We start from the raw sequence: 19,574 nt of genomic DNA on the forward strand, positions 1-19,574 counted from the left end.
CAAACAAAAATGCAAACATCATACATTGTGAACCACAACTCCTCTCTTCTACTCCAGGAGAGGCGAGCTTGAAGCCTCTTGTTCTTTTGCACTCCCCTCCTTTTTTCAAGGAGGGGTGCCGCAGGCGGGGTGGTTAATCTCATCAAGGAGAAAAGTAAGGCCTAGCCGGCGAGGCGAAAAGCCTGCAGAAAGCACCATAACAAAAGTTGCAAAAGGATTTGCAGGTTCGAGCAATGGAAGCTACTTATCGAGGACGATTACCTATAATCAGGCTAAATCGGCTCGTGCTTTCTGAAGAACACATAATTATTCAACCTCCATCACACACATCAAGTATATTTTACAAACCTGAACTACCACACTATGAAACTTCTGACTGCTGCACAAACCCGAGAAGCCGATGCATATACAATAAGAGAAGAAGGTATAAGCTCCGTAGATCTGATGGAGCGTGCAGCAAAGGCTTTCACAGGCTGGTTCGAGAACAAGTTTCCTTCTACACAAGAAGTGCTAATCTTCTGCGGACCTGGCAACAACGGTGGCGATGGTTTAGCCGTGGCAAGGCTGCTGCAAGAACGAGGATATGCAGTGCAGGTATACCTTGTCGGAGACACCTTTAAAGTATCTGCTGATTACAAAGCTAACCTGGAGCAACTACCACAAGCAGTACAGCGGCACCAGGTACAGCGACAGAAAGATATACCTTCACTTCCTGCCAAAGCTTGTGTTATAGACGCTCTTTTCGGCACTGGACTGAACAGACCTGTAGCAGGCATGTATGCCGCCGTTATTGAACTGCTAAACAACAGCGGCGCCTGTGTCACCTCTATCGATATGCCCTCAGGCCTTTACACCGACAGCCAAACCCCAGACGAAGGAGCCGTTGTAAAAGCAAACTACACCATCAGCTTTGAACTGCCGAAACTGGCTTTTTTTCTGCCACAGCACGAAGAATATGTAGGTAACTGGCATGTGGTACCAATCGGCTTGAACCAAGCGTTTGTTTCTAGCGTTGACACGAAACTATACTTCACCACGCAAACGGATGTACAGCACCTGTTAAAACCACGCAAAAAATTCTCTCACAAAGGCCTGTACGGGCATGCACTACTTTTTGCTGGTGGAGTAGGTAAAATGGGTGCGGCCGTGCTAGCTGCTAAAGCTTGCTTACGGGCAGGTGTTGGTTTGCTAACCTTACATGCTCCCGCCATTGGTTACGATATTCTGCAAACTGCCGTGCCCGAAGCTATGACCTTACTTGACAAGAATCGCAAGCACTTATCTGCACTGCCAACAGATTCAGAGAAATATTCTGTAATAGGTACAGGCCCTGGCATCGGTACCGAGAGAGTTACTAAAACAGCCATTGGGCAACTGCTTTCAACTGCTAAAACGCCGTTGGTTATTGATGCGGATGCTATAAACTTGGTTGGCAGCAGCGACAGGCTTAAAGCACAAATCCCAAAAGATAAAGTTATCTTCACTCCTCACCCCAAAGAGTTTGAGCGTTTGGTGGGCAAGAGTAAGAACAATTATGACCGCCTGAAAGATATGCTGGAGTTTTGCAGCGAATACAGATGCTACATGGTACTAAAAGGAAGTCACACAGCTATCGGCACTCCAGAAGGGAAAATTTATTTTAACACCACTGGCAACGCAGGTCTTGCCACAGGCGGCACAGGCGATGTGCTGACAGGCATTATCACAGCCCTTGTTGCGCAGCATTACACATTAGAGGAGGCTTGTATCCTTGGCGTGTACCTGCACGGCTTAGCAGCAGATATGGCCTTGAGCGATGTAGGAGAAATTGCTATGATTGCTTCTGATGTGATAGACCACCTCCCGAAGGCTTTGCTGTGTTTAAGCAGACCTATATTTTAGCCAGATATACCAACGCTGCATGCAGCAACATTGCCCCATCGGCAAGCAGGGCATAGTATAGCCGCGGCTTATGCGCTGTCGAAAACACCACCACGCCTGCGGCTCCAGTAGCTCCCACAGCCAAAGCCACTAAAGTACTTCCCGATTCAGTGTTGATTACAAGTAACAAATAAATTAGCAGCAACCCTAGCGAGCATAGCTTTGCCTTTTGCACGCCAAGCAAACCAGGTATGGTTAGTGTTTTTGTACCACGATCATACACGTAGTCTCTTATATCAAAGAGCAGGGCCAGAGCCAGGATCAGCAAGAACCTTCTTATAAAGAGTAGAAGTGTGTCCAGGTTCCAGGCATTTACATCTGCATCCATCAGCGGGAAAAGCACTGTTACGGCAGCCCATACATAAGCAATTAAAAACACTTTTAGCAACGGTATACTTCGCAATGGCCTTACCTTCTCTTTTTTGTTGACAATAGGCACCGTGTAGCCAACAGATATAATGCCCAAATGCAGCATAAACCAAACATTTACATCCAAGCCTTGGCTCACATAAAGCAAACCCGCACCTGCTACACTCGCAGCACCAATCATGGCTAGCAGCTTCTTATGCCGCTGCCCCCACTCCTTACTTAGGTGTGCTTTTGCTTGTTGGGGTCTTCTAATTATGCTCTGGATACTGCTTATGTTATAGGTAAACAGCGTAGCCAAAAACACAAATAATGCTAACGACATCGACACCTCCAGTCCTTTTAGCAGGTAGGTTTCAACTGTTAAACCAAAAGCACAGCACGATATAAACACACTGCTGTACAGCAATGCTTCGAGCACCCCAAAAGCGCTTTGCCTTATGTTCTGCTCAATAGCAATATGTTTAGTCTGCTCGTGGTTTTCCATCTGCCGATTGGCAATTTCGTAACTTATCCTTGCCTATTCAAATGCGTGGCTACAATAAAAAAGCCTGACGTATGTTCTACGTCAGGCTTTCTGTAAAAGAAACTAGTCTTTCTTACAAAGCTTTCTTTACTGGCTCACCGAAAGTTGAGTTGTAAAGGTCAATGCTCTCCTGAATAATTTCGTAAGCACGTTCTTTACCTAAAAACTGCTCTACAATTACTTCTTTATGCTCAAGTTTCTTATAATCTTCAAAGAAACGACGCATCTCCAACAGCGTGTGCGGAGGCAATTCAGAAATGTCATTGATGTGGCGAACAGACATATCGTTGTTAGCAACGGCAATGATTTTATCATCCTCTTCGTTGTTATCAATCATCTGCATTACTCCGATTACCTTCGCATCGATCAAGCACATCGGCTGTACATCTATTGAGCAGATTACCAGAATATCAAGAGGGTCTTTATCGTCGCAATAAGTTTGCGGAATAAAGCCATAATTAGCTGGGTAGTGAATAGACGAGAAAAGAACACGATCAAGCTTAAGCATGCCGCTTTCTTTGTCTAACTCATACTTTGCCTTAGAGCCCTTAGGAATCTCTATAATTGCTGTGATTACACCAGGAGCTTCTTCTCCGTAGCTCACGTTGTGCCATGGATTAATATTTTCCATCTCTTAACTAAGTTTATTTTTTCTATTTAATTTTTCGCCAGCCAATTTGCTATACTGGCATCTTCTTTACTTCATGAACTCTTGCAACGGCCTGCCCACACTCCCATTCGGTTCCTGAATGTATAACCACGAAGCTATTGTTGGTGCAATATCGGCAATTTCTACTTCTGCTGCGCTTTCTCCTGGCTTTACTTTCCAGCCATACCAAACCAGCGGCACGTGTGTATCATAATTGGAGTAAGAACCATGTGTAGTTCCTTGTCTTCCTCCTTCAAACCAGCCTGGCTGATACACTACGATAACATCTCCAGAACGTTGTGTGTTATAGCCATTATCTATGCGGGTCATCAGGCCTTTGCCCCACCCAGACCTCTTCAAAGACTCAGCTGTAACGGCTTTCATCACATTTTCGAAGCGCAATATAACATTTACTACTTGTTCTTGCACTTCTTCGTGACTTAATTTTTTAGTGTTAATCAGGTTTCTGTTTAGGTACACCTGCTGGTTTGTGTACTGCTCCACCCATTTGCCTGCACCAAAAAATTTATCCAGATGCTGCTCTATCGAATCGCGCATGGCACTACTATTAGCCAAACCAGCTGGTATTTTGTTAGACAGCATATAAGCTGGAACCTGTGCCGCGCCATGATCCGCTGTTAAAAATATCAGCACATTTTCTTTGCCTATTGTCTTCTCCAGTTGGTTTATAATTTCTTCGATATCTTTATCTAGTCGCAGGTACATGTCCTCCACTTCTATTGAATTTGGGCCGAAACTATGACCTGCGTAATCTGGAGAAGAAAAACTTAACGCCAGAAAATCTGTTGATGCACCCTGTCCTAACTTTTCATGCTCTAGAGCTGCAAGTGCAAAATCTTTGGTAATACTATTGCCAGCAGGTATACTTCTGATTAACTCATAATCTTTGCCTCTTAAAGCAGGAACATCATATGGGAAGGTAGCTCTTGCCTTTCCGCCTAACGGACGCTCCCACTCCTCATCATCGGCACTACTTTCTGTATACTGCTCAATTGGCAGTAACGTGTTCCAGGCTTGGCTCAGATACTGGTCAGGAAACTTTTGTTGGTTAAACTCCTTAACCCAAGACGGCAGCTCCTGCATATAGTATGTACTGGTAATCCAGTTGCCAGTGGGAGAATCGAACCAATAAGCCGCATTAGCCATATGACCTGCTGGTAAAATAGACCCTCTGTCTTTCAGTGCAATTCCTATTACCTTAGAAGCTTTGTTTGTTGCCAACCTTAGCTCATCCGTAACAGTGGTTGTCAACAGGTTATCTGGTGACATCTCGCCAGCAGTAGAAGAACTCCCGACAGTCTTCACTGTATTGTCTTCTACACAGTAAACTGACTTGCCAGTCCTTCTGTCATACCAATTATTTCCTATGATACCATTAATGGCTGGTACACTGCCTGTATATACAGAAGCATGTCCTGGCCCAGTATAAGTTGGCACATAGCTGTATTGATTATTTTTGAAACTGAAGCCCTGTGTTACAAGCTTCTTAAAACCGCCTTCTCCATACTTACTCCAGTACCTGAACAGGTAGTCATAGCGCATTTGGTCTACAACAATTCCTACTATCAGCTTAGGTCTTTGTTCTGGTCCTACAGCTTGGAGCTGGTTTGCGCCAGCAGCAGTTGATGTGGTAACAGCACCAGAATTGGCACATGCGTTCAAAAACAACATTACGACAAGTGTCGCTATCGCAGCGAAACTCTTCTTAAATTCCCTTGTCATTTACAGCTTTTTATTAATGGCTTCTACAAATATAGCAATCTTACGCAAAGTTCTTTTCTTTAAATACCTTTTGCTGCTTTTTAACAATTAGATAAAATGAGCAGACAACAAACAAAAACGCCCACCTGTAGGGGTGGGCGTTTTTGTTTGTCATATAAAGTTTACTCTGCCGCTAAGGCTTCTGCACCACCCACAATTTCCAAAATTTCTTTGGTGATGGCTGCTTGCCTTGTTCTGTTATAGGTAAGTCTTAACTGCTTAAGAAGCTCACCAGCATTTTCTGTGGCTTTGTCCATAGCAGTCATACGCGCACCATGTTCAGAGGCATTAGATTCCAAAACAGCTTTGTATACTTGTATCTTCAGCGACTTTGGTATTAACTCTTGAATAATCTCTTCTTTTGAAGGCTCAAACGTATAATCGGCTACAGCTGCACTAGTTTTATTTTCAACGGCTTGCTCCTCGATCGGCAAGAACTGCTCTGTTCTTACTATTTGCGTTGCGACGTTCTTAAACTCGTTATATACAAGCTCTACTTTATCGAACTCTCTAGCCACAAAGCCATCCATAGCACGCTCTGCAGCACCACGCACTGTATCAAAAGATAAGTTTGTGAATATGCCTGTATAATCGCCGATAACTTTATAGCCTCTTTTTACAAAAGCTTCGTTACCTTTTCTGCCTATTGTTAAAATAGTTACGGCTCCAGCAGCATTTTGCCTGCTATACCTCTCCTTTATAAGAGTAGTAACTCCTTTTATGATGTTAGAGTTGAAAGCACCAGCCAATCCGCGATCAGAAGTTACAGCTATAATAAGGATTCTGTTTGGCTCACGCTTTTCAGAATACACATTTGTTACAGAACCTTCTGTTATCGTCGATAGGTTTGCCAGTATATCACCCAAACGCTCTGCATAAGGGCGCATGCGCATAATGTTGTCCTGAGCACGACGTAACTTGGCAGCCGCCACCATTTTCATGGCCTTGGTAATCTGCTGTGTAGAAGATACCGATGTAATACGGCTTCTAACTTCTTTTAAACTTGCCATATAGTAGAGTTGTATGCGTAAAGGTCATGCTAAAACATTTATTTTAGCATGACCTGCATTACAATATATTACTTCTTATATCTTGATGAAAGCTCTTTCGATACTTGCTTCAGCACGCTGATTGAGCTATCTTCTAACTTTCCAGCTCTTAAGGCAGCTAGTACGTCTGTATGCTGTGCACGCAGTGTACGCAAGAAATCTTGCTCAAAGCTTCTAACCTCATTTACTGGCACATCGTCAAGCAGACCGTTAGTTGCACAGTAAATAATAGCTACCTGCTCTTCTACTGGTACAGGCGAGAACTGAGACTGCTTCAGGATCTCCAGGTTACGGCGACCACGCTCAATCGTAAGTTTTGTAGCCGCATCTAAGTCAGAACCAAATTTAGAAAACGCTTCCAGTTCACGGAACTGCGCCTGGTCCAGCTTAAGTGTACCAGCCACTTTTTTCATGGATTTGATCTGAGCAGAACCACCCACTCTTGATACCGAGATACCTACGTTAATGGCAGGACGGATACCAGAGTTGAACAGGTTTGTCTCCAGGAATATCTGACCATCAGTGATAGAGATCACGTTAGTTGGAATATAAGCAGAAACGTCACCAGCTTGTGTCTCGATGATTGGAAGGGCAGTTAAAGAACCACCACCTTTTACCAACGGACGGATAGACTCTGGCAAGTCGTTCATGTTACGTGCAATCTCATCAGATGCGTTGATCTTAGCCGCACGCTCTAGTAAGCGAGAGTGTAGGTAGAATACGTCACCTGGATATGCTTCACGTCCTGGTGGTCTTCTTAGCAGAAGAGATACCTCACGGTAAGCAACAGCCTGCTTAGAAAGGTCGTCATAAACAACCAGTGCAGGGCGGCCAGTATCGCGGAAGAACTCTCCGATAGCAGCACCTGTAAATGGAGCAAAGAACTGAAGTGGAGCTGGGTCAGCAGCAGGAGCCGCTACTACCACTGTGTAAGCCATTGCACCGCCTTCTTCCAAAGACTTAACAATTTGCGCAACAGTAGAAGCTTTCTGTCCTACAGCCACATAAATACAGAACACAGGCTCGCCTCTGTCGTAATACTCACGCTGGTTCAGGATTGTATCCAGAGCCACTGTTGATTTACCAGTCTGGCGGTCACCGATGATTAACTCTCGCTGGCCACGGCCAATTGGAATCATAGAGTCAATCGCCTTGATACCAGTCTGCATTGGCTCGTTTACTGGCTGACGGAAGATTACACCTGGTGCTTTACGCTCCAGCGGCATCTCATATAAATCACCAGCAATAGGACCTTTACCGTCTATTGGTAATCCTAGTGTATTTACAACACGACCGATGATACCTTCGCCTACTTTAACAGAAGCAATGCGGTTAGTTCTTTTTACAGTCGCGCCTTCTTTTATTTCACTGTAGTCGCCAAGCATTACGGCTCCTACGTTATCTTCTTCCAAGTTAAGTACAAGCGCCTGTAGTCCGTTTTCAAACTCAAGAAGCTCTCCAGATTGTGCTTTTGACAGGCCATAAATACGAGCGACACCGTCACCCACTGTCAGCACTGTCCCTACTTCTTCCAGTTCTGCCTCAGAACGGAAGTTAGACAGTTGTTCTCTTAATATGGCTGATACTTCGTCAGGTCTTACTGCTGCCATGTTATAGTTTATTGATATAGGAGTTGTCGTTAAAATTATTTTTAAGCTTGCGAAGGCTATTCTTCACAGAGCTATCTATTTGCCTGTCGCCAATACGAAGCACAAAGCCTCCAATTAACGACGGGTCTACGTGCTCTTCTAATTCGATAGTCTTGCCAGTTTCTGCAACAAGGCGCCTGCCTATTTCATTGCGGAGCTCTGATGATAGTGGTGCCGCAGAGGTTACTTTTGCCTTCTGGATTCCTTTGATCAGGTTGTACTGTGTCTTAAACTCAGTCGCAACACTCTCCAACAATGCCTCGCGGTTTTTGTTAGCTACCAACTGGAAGAATAGCAGCGTCATTTGCTGCACTTTCCCTTTGAAGATAGCATTGATAACAGCCAGTTTTTTGTCTGACTTAACAATAGGGTTATGCAGCAGCAAATGAAAGTCTCTGTTCTGTTTTGCAACATCCGAGAACAGCTTCATATCTTCCTGTACCTGCTCCAAAACACCCTTTTCCTGGGCCAGTTCTAGCAGCGATTTTGCATACCTGGAAGCAACTCTTATATCTGACATATTGCTCTTTTATAGTCGCAGATGCAGCTAATACCTGCATCAACTATGGTTAACTTTAGTTCAGGGTTACTTCTTTGATGTACTCTTGTGCCAATGCCTGCTGCGCCTGCTTATCGTTTAGCTCTTTGCGAAGGATACGCTCAGCGATATCAACTGCCAGCACAGCAGCCGTGTTTTTCATATCGGCAACAGCTGCACGCTTTTCTGTTTCGATGGCCTCACGAGCCTGTGCTATCATACGGGCACCTTCCTCGTTTGCTTTTTGCTTCGCTGTCTCTACGATACTGTTACCAGCCTCAGTAGCTTCCTTCAATATCTTATCGCGCTCTAAGCGAGCTTCTGCCAACAGCTTCTCATTCTCAGCTTTTAATCCTTGAATTTCAAGCTTTGCCCTTTCAGCAGCACTTAACGCATTTTCAATAGAGGCTTCACGATCGCTTAACGCTTTCATGATCGGAGTCCAAGCGAATTTCGCTAGCAGGAACAAAACGATCAGGAATGTTACAACCTGCCAAAATACCAGACCTACACCAGGGGTTACTAATTCCATTATTTATAAAAGTTGAATATTGGGTTCTTTTTTAACTGGCCTCCACTGGAGCACCTCCAACTATAAGCTTCTTAGTTTAGACCTCGTTGTCTGGGCCATACGCCCAGACAAGAGATCAGCAAAAGTTTATTAGACCTTTGATTACCTTTACAAAAGGCTGGTTACAGAACCACGATCAGAAGACAAACTACCACACCGAAAAGTGTAACACCCTCGATAAGTGCAGCAGCAATAATCATCGCAGTCTGAATTCTACCGCTAGCCTCTGGCTGACGAGCGATTGACTCCATAGCAGAGCCACCGATTCTACCGATGCCAAGGCCAGCGCCAAGAGCTACTAAACCAGCACCAATACCAGCACCTAGGATACCTAAACCAGCACCTTCTGAAACAGCTTGAAGCAAAATTGCTAACAACATAATTATAGTTATATATAGTTAAAAAATAAAATTCAATTAATGGTGTGCCTCTCCATGAGCATGTTCTTCCTCATGATGATGCTCCTCTACCGCTCCACCAAAATACATGGCAGAAAGCAAGGTAAAGATGTAAGCCTGCAGCAGTGCCACGAACAACTCCAGGAAGTTCATGAAAGTAGCAAACGCTACACTTAGTGGACCTACAGCAACGCTTTGGAAAATAAAGATCAAGCTAAACAACGACAGGATAATGATGTGACCAGCTGTAATGTTCGCAAAAAGACGAACCATCAGCGAGAAAGGCTTTGTAAGGATACCGATCAACTCCACTGGAATCATGATCGGAGCAAGCCAACCTGGCACACCTGGTGTCGCAAAAATGTGCTTCCAGTAATTCTTGTTACCGCTAAACACTGTTATCAGAAGCGTAAGTGATGCCAGAACAAGCGTAACAGCAATGTTACCTGTTAAGTTAGCACCACCTGGCATTAAGCCGAGCAAGTTGTTGAACCATATAAAAAAGAACACGGTAAGCAGGAAGGGCATGTAGCGCTCATACTTAGGACCGATGTTAGCCTTAGCAATATCATCACGGACAAAAATGATGATCGGCTCGAAGAACGACTGAATACCGCTAGGCGCTTTGCCTGGGTTCTTTTTATAACGGCCAGCAATCGTAAAGAAAATACCGAACAGCAGCAACACACTAATAAACATAGATGCTACGTTCTTGGTAATAGACAGGTCGTACAAACCCGACTGATCCGCCACAGGCTCTCCCTCGGCATTTGCACGATAAATGTGACCATGCTCGATTACATAGCCGTTATAAGGAACCGTTTCGTGATTTTCATCATAGAAATGATGGGAGGAGAAAGTATTCACCGTACCATTGTCTATCAGGATAACTGGCAGATAAACGGTAGCACCATCAGCAAAATGCCAGTTATAATCATCTGCAATGTGATGCGTGATCATTTCACCAGCATTAAACTTACCACCTTCAACCGGTGCTTCGGCAAATGCCGAAATCGTTAAGAAGGAAAACAATAGAACGAATAACCTCTTCATTAAGAATAGTTTAGAAGCAAAAATACACGAGCAAAACTTACTTTTTATTTCGGCTCTTTCAAATTGGGCCGCAAGTTACCCAACAAACTGTAAATTTCAAACCCTGTAAAGAGGAAATAAAATATAAAAAAGTTAAAGACAAACCGTAGATTATCGGCACCTACAAAATAGACGTAAGCGAAGATCACTCCAATACTAAGCACCATCCTAAACCCCATAGAACTAAAGTAGTACACCTGGAAGTTATCGGCATCGTTCTTTAGGCCCATGTTAGTGAGATAGAACGTAAATGCTGTAATAAAGATAAAGAAAACCAAAATTAGCCAAACATACTGGTGCACAAGCTTTTGCCCTGTCAGGTTCTGTAGCAGCAACACTATGGCTGCTATAACAACTGTTAGTATGGCCAGGTTCTTATAGAATTTCACAAACGTTATTTTTTTGTTATCGAAATGATAGTTAAAACCATGGAGGCAATAACCGCCAGCAAGAGCAGTATAATGGTAAACCAAGGCACCGTCGTGTTAAAATAGTCATCCAACTTAATTCCAGCAAAAGCCGCCAGTACTAACACCCCCACCATCTGAAAAGCCATACCAGAATACTTTAGGTAAGGCTTTATGCCACTAGAGCTTTCTTCTTTCTCTTTTTGATGTTTAGGTGCATTCATGCTTTAAACCACAATACAAAACTACACGCTTTTACTTTGCAAACAGCACAAGTAGCTTGTATACTTTTTTAGTATGCTGTATTCATGCTATTATGCAGGCTGTGTCTGAAACCAATTCGCTTTTTGTATAGTTCATTAGGTGGCTCCAGAAAAGCAGTAGCCACATATTGGCTTTCTTGTACTTTTGTATGAATTTACCTATGTATAATATAGCTTTGTGCAATTACCTTTCTAAGCCTCTTTTGCTAGCTTATACTTTATAATTTTGTCTATATCCTCAGCGTTTAAACCATATAGTATATAGCATCTGAAAACCCTGCACTTATTTTAGCTTGAACAACCGATCTTTATATATAATAGCACTAGTAGGCTTTCTGCTGTTCTCCTGCTCGGTAGAACGGAAGAACCCGCTTAGCAAGGCGTATCATAATACGACGGCCCGCTACAATGGCTATTTCTTGGCCAAGGAAAAGATGCGCACTATAGAAGAAAGTATACAGCAGCAAATGGTGTACGACTACAATCAGGTGCTACCTATTTACCCAACTATAGATTCGGCTACTTATAAGGCATTCAATACCGATCTGGAGGATGTCATAAAAAAAGCTTCGTTCCCGGTGCAGTACCACAAAAACAGCAAGTGGATAGACGACAGCTATATATTAATTGGAAAAGCCCGCTACTACCAGTTAAGCTTTGCAGAAGCTGCCAGCACATTTAAATATGTTAACGCTACCAGCAAAGACCCTCATGCCCGACACGAGGCCCTTGTGTGGCTGATGCGTTGCTTCCTGATGAATGAGGAGCCAGAAAATGCGCAAGCTGTTTCAGAAGTGCTCCGCAAAGAGCGCCTGAACAAGGTAAATGCGCGTGAGTTATACCTGGCGCGGGCGCACTACCACAAAATGTTAGGCGATACAGCTGCTCTTATTCATAACCTGGCCTTGTCTGTTCCAAACTTCGATGAAAAGGATCAGCAGTCGCAGGTGCGTTTCTCATTGGCACGCCTGTACCAACTAACAGATCAGAATAAAGATGCCTATAAGCAGTATAACAAGATTCTCCGCCGCAACCCACCTTATGATCTTAGCTTTTTCAGTCGCCTCTACATTGGGCAGGTATCAGAATTAACAGATAGGAATGACAAAGAGCGTATAGCTGGCTATTTTAAGAAGCTGCTGAAAGACAGCAAGAACACCGAGTATCGTGATAAAATTTATTACGAGATGGCGGTTTTTGAGCTGCGCCAGCAAAACTATGATAAGGCGCTAGCTCTTATTCAGCAGTCTTTAGATGCTACAGGTTCTTTGGCTAACCAAAAGGCTTATACTTACCTGTTGGCTGGGCAAATTCATTTTGAGCATCTGAACAAATACGATATGGCACAAGCCTACTACGACAGTGCCGTGCAGGTGTATCCGCAACATGCGCCAGAGTATGAGGCTGTGGTAGAACGCAAAAACGTACTCACAGACTTTGCCACACAATATAACACCATCCACACACAGGACAGCCTGCAGCGCATTGCCCGCATGCCAGAGGCAGAGCGTGAAGACTTTATTAAGCAACTGATTCAGCGTGAAGAGGAGTTGCGTATGGAGACCGAGGCCAAGCAGCAGCAACTGGCGCAGCAACAGCAACGGCAGTCGGGTATACGCCAGAATAACACAGATGCCTTTGCTGTAAACAACAGTCCTGGTGGTGTTTGGTATTTTGATAATCCTGCAGCCATGGCAACTGCCCGCTCCGAGTTTAACAGGCGCTGGGGCGATAGGCCTTTACAAGATAACTGGCGTACCCGAACAAGAAGTGAAACAAATACAGAAGTGCAGGTGGCGCAACAAGAAACCGTACCTACTGCGGAGCCAGCCATTAGTGCAGAAGAACGTGTTGAGGCACAACTCCAGACGTATTTAGCTAATTTACCTATATCTACGGCCGAAATGCTGAAATCTGAGAGGATGGTGGAAGAGGCGCTGTTTGACTTAGGAAACATCTACAACTATAAGTTACAAGAGCCTGTACGTGCAATAGAGACTTATGAGAAAATGCTGCAACGGTTTCCTAAATCTCAGCATGTGCCAGAGGTATATTACAGCCTTTACCTTATTTATGATAAAGCTGGAGATGAGCGCAAAAGCACTTACTACAGCAAAATAAAGCAGGAGTTCCCGAATACTACCTACGCCATGCTAGTAGACGATCCTGCCTTCATGACTAAAAATGCAGCTGATAACCTAAAGGCACATACACTATACGATTCTGCCTTTACTTATTATGAACATCAGAATTACGAAGAAGCTAAGGCTTCAGTGGCCAAACTCATAAGAGATTATCCACTGAACGATATAACGGACAAAGCTGAGTTCTTAAGCATTATGATAACTGCTCGCACTGAGAAGCCAGAAGCTTTGCGGGAACAGCTTAAGCGCTTTAAAGCCATATATCCAGGAAGCCCGCTACAGGAGAAAGCAAACCAGTTGCTAACTACTTACGCTAGTTTAGAGCAGCAAAACATGCTGCGCAAAGATGCTCCTCCTGCACCAGAAAAGCCGCTCCCTGGGCAACTTACTGCTTCTCTTTCGCAAACCATAAAATCTAGCACAGAAATTGTACCCGCTAAACCAAAAGAGAAAGTGACGCCAGTACAACAGACTATGCCAGATGCAGAACAGACGCAGCCACAGTTACAAGCTCCTGCACAGCAAGCAGCGGCGCAGGATACAGTGGGCAGACAAAAGGTAGTTTATGCTAAACCAGAGCAGGATGTGAATTTAAATTTATCTGAACCCAAAAAGGCAGATGCACCTGTAGCCAAACCAGCAAATACAAAAGCCTTAGCTTATGAGGCGGCACCAGACTCGGCATATTATTTTGTGGCTGTTTTCCCTGCGGGGTCCAGGGGCTTAAAAGATATTGAGAAACAGTACGCGCAGTACCAACGCAATTTCTGGAATCATGCTTTGTCTTTCAAAACAGTGCCTGTTTCCGATAATCAGATGATGCTAGTAGGCCAGACTTTTACCGATCCTGTGTTGGCGCAAACTTATCACAAAAAACAAAGTTCGCCACCCTCGCCTTTAGCTAAATTTGGTGGCGTACAATTCACTACCTTTGTCATTACTTCTGCTAACTATCAGAAGCTTCTTCAGAAACAAGATATAGAAGAGTACCTAACCTTCTACCAGAACAATTACTAAGTACATGGCTACTAAGACAACACAGACTAAGAGCAAAAAAACTGTATTCCCGAAAGTTGTCTCGACTTTATGGATACTCTTTATTGGAGGTTTTCTGGCAGTTATATTATATGTATATGCTGTAAGCATTAACTTTCTGAACCTGTTCGGGGAATTGCCTAACATGCGCACGCTGGAAAACCCTAAGAGCTCTTTATCATCAGAAATCTACTCAGCTGATAACCTTGTGTTAGGTAAATACTTCCGTGAGAACAGAACTCCTGTTGATTACGAGGACCTTCCTGATAATCTTGTACAAGCGTTGATGGCAACCGAAGATATCCGTTTTGAGGAACACTCAGGTGTAGACCCAGAAGCCATGTTTCGTGTTGTAAGCGGTATTGTACTTGGTAATAGTAAAGGAGGGGGAAGTACGCTTACGCAACAGCTCGCCAAAAACCTTTTCAAAACCAGAGATGAAGAACTTAACACAGGTCTTCTGAATGATGTGCCAGGCCTGCGTACGCTTATCCATAAAACGAAAGAATGGTTAATGGCAGTTAAGCTAGAAGAATCTTATACCAAAAAGGAGATCATGGTTATGTATCTCAACATCTTCGAGTTTGGAAGTAATGCTTTTGGTATTGAGTCTGCTGCTAAAACCTTCTTCAATAAAAAAACATCTGAGCTGAATGTACAAGAATCTGCTGTATTGGTAGGCTTATTTAAAAACCCGAACTATTATAGCCCAAGGTTTAACCCAGAAAACGCCAAGCGCCGCCGCAATGTAGTCATGTCGCAGATGGTGAAGTATGGCTTTATGCCTGAGGCCGAATATGCCCAACTGAAAGGGAAGGAGATTGTTTTAAATTATCGTGTCGAGAATCAGAACCAGGGATTAGCACCATATTTTAGAGCAGAAGCTAAAAAGTTTCTGTTGAAGTGGGCCCGAGAGAGTGGTTATGACCTATATGCCGATGGCTTAAAAATTTACACCACCATCGACTCCCGTATGCAACAGTATGCGGAGCAGGCTATGGAAACACATATGAAAGATCGCCAAAAGGCATTCTTTGAGCACTGGAAAGGGCGTAACCCTTGGGTAGACCGTAATGGCCAAGAGATTAAAAACTTCCCTGAAACAGAAATTAAGAAAACTGAACGCTACCGTAGGCTGAGCGCACGTTTTGATGGCGATACGGACTCTATCAATTATTACCTGAACAAGAAGGTGCCAATGACCATCTTTACCTGGGATGGTGAGAAAGAGGTGGAGATGAGCCCAATGGATTCGCTGAAATACTACAAGCATTTCCTACAACTTGGTTTTATGGCCATGGAACCGCAAACGGGTTATATTAAAGCCTGGGTTGGTGGCATCAACTTTAAGCATTTTCAGTACGACCACGTGAAGCAGGGTGCACGTCAGCCTGGCTCTACCTTTAAGCCTTTTCTGTACACCGCAGCTATAGAAAGCGGCATGTCGCCTTGCTATGAGGTTGTTGACACTAAGGTTTGTATTCCGTTACCTGATGGAAACATGTGGTGCCCAAATAACTCTGATAATAAGTTTTCTGGCGAAGTTTATACGCTACGAAAAGCACTCGCCGAGTCTGTTAACTCTGTTTCTGCTTTTCTTGTAAACAAGCTTGGACCGCAGACGTTGGCAAGAACAGCTAAACGTATGGGCATTTCTACGCCTTTAGATCCTACTCCTTCACTGGCATTAGGTGTTAGCGATGTTACTTTGTTTGACATGGTAGGCGCTTATGGCACCTTTGTGAACGGTGGCACCTGGACTGAGCCAACTTTTATTACGCGTATAGAAGATAAACATGGCAATGTTGTATATGAGCACACTCCTAAAACAGAAGATGTTTTAAGTGAGGAAACAGCTTATACGATGGTGCACATGCTAAAAGCAGCTACTGAGCCAGGTGGTACAGCTTATTACGGTCTACGTCATCGTAATGGCCTTAAAAATGAAATAGGAGCCAAAACAGGTACAACACAGAATCAATCTGATGCTTGGTTTATGGGTATCACGCCTAATTTAGTTTGTGGAACATGGGTAGGTGGCGACTCTCGCTCTATTCACTTCCGCAGTATCGCTTTAGGACAAGGTAATAAGTTGGCTATGCCTGTGTATGGTGCTTTCATGCAGAAAGTGTATGCCGATAAGTCTCTTGATGTATCAAAAGATCCTTTTCCTAAACCTTCTACCCCATTATCTGTAGAATTAGATTGTTCTAGGTATAACGGCGGCGTTGCTCCAATTGACTCTACCCAGCAGGATGAGTTTTTGCAAATGCCTACCGAAATTGACTTAGATGCTGAAATCTAAAAGTAGTTGCAATGCCTGCAAACGAGACGCTGAAAGAGAAGATCTCGCATCTTCCGCACAAGCCTGGTATTTATAAATTTTTCGACGATAACGGTATTATCTATGTAGGCAAAGCGGTTGACATCAGGAAACGCGTTAGTTCCTATTTCAACCGCTCTGCTCAACACAATAAGAAGACGCTTAAACTCGTGTCCCAGATAAAGGACATTGAGTTTACTATTGTTGATACGGAGGCCGATGCCTTTTTACTTGAGAATAACCTGATTAAGCAGTATCAGCCCAAGTATAATATCCTTTTAAAGGATGGCAAAACCTATCCGTACATCTGTATTGTAAATGAGCGCTTCCCGCGCGTTATCAGTACTCGCAATAAGATAAACGACGGCTCCCGCTATTTTGGGCCCTATCCAAGTATCACAACCATGAACGTGGTGCTGGATTTAATCAGAACACTCTATCCTCTTCGTACCTGCACCTATAACTTATCTCCCGAGAACATAGCGGCTGGTAAGTTCAAAGTTTGTCTGGAGTACCACATCGGCAACTGCAAAGGCCCCTGCGAAGCTTTAGTAGATGAGACCACCTACAATGAGAATATCATGCAACTCCGCAGTATTCTCTCTGGAAACTTGTCTATCGCCAAAAACTACTTCAAAGAGCAAATGTCTGCGGCAGCGGCAGATTATCAGTTCGAGCTTGCCCATCAGTACAAGCAAAAGCTGGATATGCTGGAAGATTTTCAAGCAAAGTCTACCGTTGTCAGCAACACGCTTACCAACATCGATGTTTTCAGCATAACAAGCAACGAACAATGTGCCTTCATTAACTACTTAAAAGTGATGAATGGCTCTATTATTCTGACGCAGTCGCTGGAGATTCAGAAAAAGTTGGATGAGGAGGACGCAGATATACTCGCCTCTATTGTAGTGCAACTGCGGCAGGAGTTTGAAAGTACCTCGCGTGAACTCATTACTAATATCGACCTGAAACTCCCTTTAGATAATATCTCGGTTACCACGCCGCAAATTGGGGATAAGCGCAAGCTCTTAAACCTTTCGCTTAAGAACGCGATGTACCTGCGTAAGGAGCGGGAAGGGCGCCAGGAGCAGAACAAGAGCTTAGCAGAACAACGCGAACTGCGTGTGCTGGAGACACTGAAAAAAGACCTTCGACTAACTGAATTGCCACGGCAGATAGAATGCTTCGATAACTCCAACTTCCAAGGTGACAATCCAGTGGCCTCTATGGTTTGTTTCAAAAACGGCAAACCTAGTAAGAAAGACTATCGCCATTATAACATTAAAACTGTTGTTGGCCCCAACGATTTCGAGTCTATGTATGAGGTGGTGACGCGCAGATACAAACGTCTGTTGGAAGAAGATAAGCCTCTGCCTCAGCTTATTATTGTAGATGGTGGCAAAGGACAGCTGAGTTTCGCTGTGAAAGCGCTAAAAGACCTTAACATTTGGGGCAAAATAGCGATTGTGGGTATTGCAAAACGTCTGGAAGAGATCTTCTATCCAGGTGATACGCTACCACTGTATATCGATAAAAAGTCTGAGTCTTTAATGCTGATTCAGCGGTTGCGTAACGAGGCGCACCGATTTGCAATCACGTTCCATAGAAGTAAGCGAGATGCTGGCACTTTACAGACAGAACTTACAAGTGTGAAAGGCTTAGGCCCATCTACTGCTAATGCGCTTCTGGCTAAGTTTAAATCAGTTAAAAAAATAAGAGAACTTTCTCTTGATGAACTCGCAGCCGAAGTAGGCAAATCGAAAGCATCTATACTTTATAACTATTTGCATCCTGCATAAATTACTTGTTGCCCAAGCTTCTGTACTTTATTTGCTTTTGTCGCAGTTCTGTTTCTATCCCTTCTCTTAGAGTTTTTCAGTATTGAGCCAACATAAATTGCTTTTTAACTGAACTAGCAACAAATAAAAAGAGAGGGACCTAGTAGTAGGTCCCTCTCTTTTTATTTTAAGAAGTATGTACTTTAGAGTTTAGTAGCTCCAAAGGCTATATTCATACTCAATCAAAGCTTCTACAGCTTGTTGGGCGTCTAATAGTGCTTGTGTTCCTGAACCTAAATTTTCATTGCTTGCATTAGCTAACTTCGTGATGTAAGAACTGAACAACCACAAGTCGAATGCATCAGCTAAGTTTTTATGCTGCGCTTCATTCTGGGTGTTATACCATACAGCTGTCTGCGGATTATTTCTAAACACTCTAGCTAAATCGCTCATTTTAAAATGTGCAAGAGGCTCCTCAAACGCTCGCTGGTTCATTTCCTGATTTACAGCCGAAGGAAGAATTAACGATACAGCTTGAATATCATGATACATGCGCGAACGCTTCTTATCGAATATCACATCTTCTTTTAGCTGTAGCAAGTAAAGCTGTCTTGGAGCATACTCAAAAGCAGAAGCTGTAGCTGGAGGAGGACATGTTTGACCCTGGGCGATGTAAAACTCACATCTTTCCTTTTCTCTTAGCTCTCTTTCTAGCCTCTCTTCTTGTGTTTCAGGCTGGCCTGAACCTCCACCACCTGCAGTTATACGTTGTATAAACTGCTCTTTAGTGATTGGCACATCCAATGAATCAGATCTATAGGCAGTAAGCTCTCCGCTCTTTACAGCATTTACCAAGAATTTGGTAACTTCCTGGTTTTGCGCAAACATTGGCAAGTTCTGCTTTTCACGCAAGTCAACCTTTCTCCAAACAGTTTGCTTGAACAGTATATCTGACTCAGGAATTGGTCTTGCCGACGCGCTGTTAGATGCATTATTTGGCTGTTGTGCCATGGCACTCCAAGAGAGTAACACACCAGCAGCTACACCTACAATCTTTGAAAGCTTCATACTTCTTATTCTATAT

16 protein-coding genes are annotated in these 19,574 nt (G+C 43.7%); 4 read left to right on the forward strand and 12 right to left on the reverse strand.

What is annotated here, in order from left to right:
* The first annotated feature begins 363 nt into the window (after nt 1-363).
* Nucleotides 364-1,881 (forward strand): NAD(P)H-hydrate dehydratase, encoded by a 1,518-nt coding sequence (locus LN893_RS16405; RefSeq protein ID WP_229971976.1) that lies wholly within the window; start codon nt 364-366, stop codon nt 1,879-1,881.
* Here LN893_RS16405 and LN893_RS16410 read toward each other — a convergent pair.
* The 11 genes from LN893_RS16410 to LN893_RS16460 form a co-directional block, all read right to left on the reverse strand.
* Nucleotides 1,871-2,773: a UbiA prenyltransferase family protein gene (locus LN893_RS16410; RefSeq protein WP_229971977.1), complete on the reverse strand. Its 903-nt coding sequence runs from the start codon at nt 2,771-2,773 to the stop codon at nt 1,871-1,873. The two genes, LN893_RS16405 and LN893_RS16410, sit on opposite strands and share 11 nt — an antisense overlap.
* Before the next feature lie 112 nt (nt 2,774-2,885).
* Entirely contained in the window at nt 2,886-3,443 is a 558-nt protein-coding gene (locus tag LN893_RS16415) for an inorganic diphosphatase (RefSeq protein WP_229971978.1), read from the reverse strand.
* Nucleotides 3,444-3,509: 66 nt separating this feature from the next.
* Entirely contained in the window at nt 3,510-5,204 is a 1,695-nt protein-coding gene (pafA, locus tag LN893_RS16420; protein WP_229971979.1) for an alkaline phosphatase PafA, read from the reverse strand.
* A 161-nt stretch (nt 5,205-5,365) separates the two neighbouring features.
* On the reverse strand, nt 5,366-6,253 hold the full coding sequence (gene atpG, locus LN893_RS16425; protein ID WP_229971980.1) for an ATP synthase F1 subunit gamma: 888 nt from the start codon (nt 6,251-6,253) through the stop codon (nt 5,366-5,368).
* 68 nt (nt 6,254-6,321) lie between these two features.
* A complete protein-coding gene (gene atpA, locus LN893_RS16430) occupies nt 6,322-7,902 on the reverse strand; it encodes a F0F1 ATP synthase subunit alpha (protein WP_229971981.1) in 1,581 nt (526 codons plus the stop codon).
* Nucleotide 7,903: 1 nt separating this feature from the next.
* Nucleotides 7,904-8,461: an ATP synthase F1 subunit delta gene (atpH, locus tag LN893_RS16435; protein WP_229971983.1), complete on the reverse strand. Its 558-nt coding sequence runs from the start codon at nt 8,459-8,461 to the stop codon at nt 7,904-7,906.
* Nucleotides 8,462-8,516: 55 nt separating this feature from the next.
* Entirely contained in the window at nt 8,517-9,011 is a 495-nt protein-coding gene (locus LN893_RS16440; protein ID WP_229971984.1) for a F0F1 ATP synthase subunit B, read from the reverse strand.
* Between the two features lie 161 nt (nt 9,012-9,172).
* Nucleotides 9,173-9,430, reverse strand: coding sequence for an ATP synthase F0 subunit C (gene atpE, locus LN893_RS16445; protein WP_229971986.1), 258 nt, complete (start codon nt 9,428-9,430; stop codon nt 9,173-9,175).
* A 36-nt stretch (nt 9,431-9,466) separates the two neighbouring features.
* Nucleotides 9,467-10,501 carry a F0F1 ATP synthase subunit A gene (gene atpB, locus LN893_RS16450; RefSeq protein WP_229971988.1) on the reverse strand — a complete coding sequence of 345 codons (1,035 nt, stop codon included), beginning with the start codon at nt 10,499-10,501 and terminating at the stop codon, nt 9,467-9,469.
* Nucleotides 10,502-10,545: 44 nt separating this feature from the next.
* Nucleotides 10,546-10,929: a hypothetical protein gene (locus LN893_RS16455; protein WP_229971990.1), complete on the reverse strand. Its 384-nt coding sequence runs from the start codon at nt 10,927-10,929 to the stop codon at nt 10,546-10,548.
* Nucleotides 10,930-10,934: 5 nt separating this feature from the next.
* Nucleotides 10,935-11,171, reverse strand: a complete 237-nt coding sequence (locus LN893_RS16460) for an AtpZ/AtpI family protein (RefSeq protein ID WP_229971991.1) — start codon at nt 11,169-11,171, stop codon at nt 10,935-10,937.
* 332 nt (nt 11,172-11,503) lie between these two features.
* Here LN893_RS16460 and porW point away from each other — a divergent pair, with 332 nt between their 5' ends.
* The 3 genes from porW to uvrC are packed head-to-tail and all read left to right on the forward strand — an operon-like array spanning nt 11,504 to nt 18,511.
* Complete coding sequence (porW, locus tag LN893_RS16465; RefSeq protein WP_229971994.1) at nt 11,504-14,371, forward strand: type IX secretion system periplasmic lipoprotein PorW/SprE; 2,868 nt, start codon at nt 11,504-11,506, stop codon at nt 14,369-14,371.
* A 4-nt stretch (nt 14,372-14,375) separates the two neighbouring features.
* Complete coding sequence (locus LN893_RS16470; RefSeq protein WP_229971996.1) at nt 14,376-16,694, forward strand: penicillin-binding protein 1A; 2,319 nt, start codon at nt 14,376-14,378, stop codon at nt 16,692-16,694.
* An 11-nt stretch (nt 16,695-16,705) separates the two neighbouring features.
* Nucleotides 16,706-18,511, forward strand: a complete 1,806-nt coding sequence (gene uvrC, locus LN893_RS16475) for an excinuclease ABC subunit UvrC (protein WP_229971998.1) — start codon at nt 16,706-16,708, stop codon at nt 18,509-18,511.
* A 189-nt stretch (nt 18,512-18,700) separates the two neighbouring features.
* Here uvrC and porN read toward each other — a convergent pair whose 3' ends face one another.
* Complete coding sequence (gene porN / locus LN893_RS16480) at nt 18,701-19,558, reverse strand: type IX secretion system ring subunit PorN/GldN (RefSeq protein WP_229972001.1); 858 nt, start codon at nt 19,556-19,558, stop codon at nt 18,701-18,703.
* Between the last annotated feature and the right edge of the window lie 16 nt (nt 19,559-19,574).

This window comes from Pontibacter harenae, from assembly GCF_020907245.1.
Lineage (GTDB): Bacteria > Bacteroidota > Bacteroidia > Cytophagales > Hymenobacteraceae > Pontibacter > Pontibacter harenae.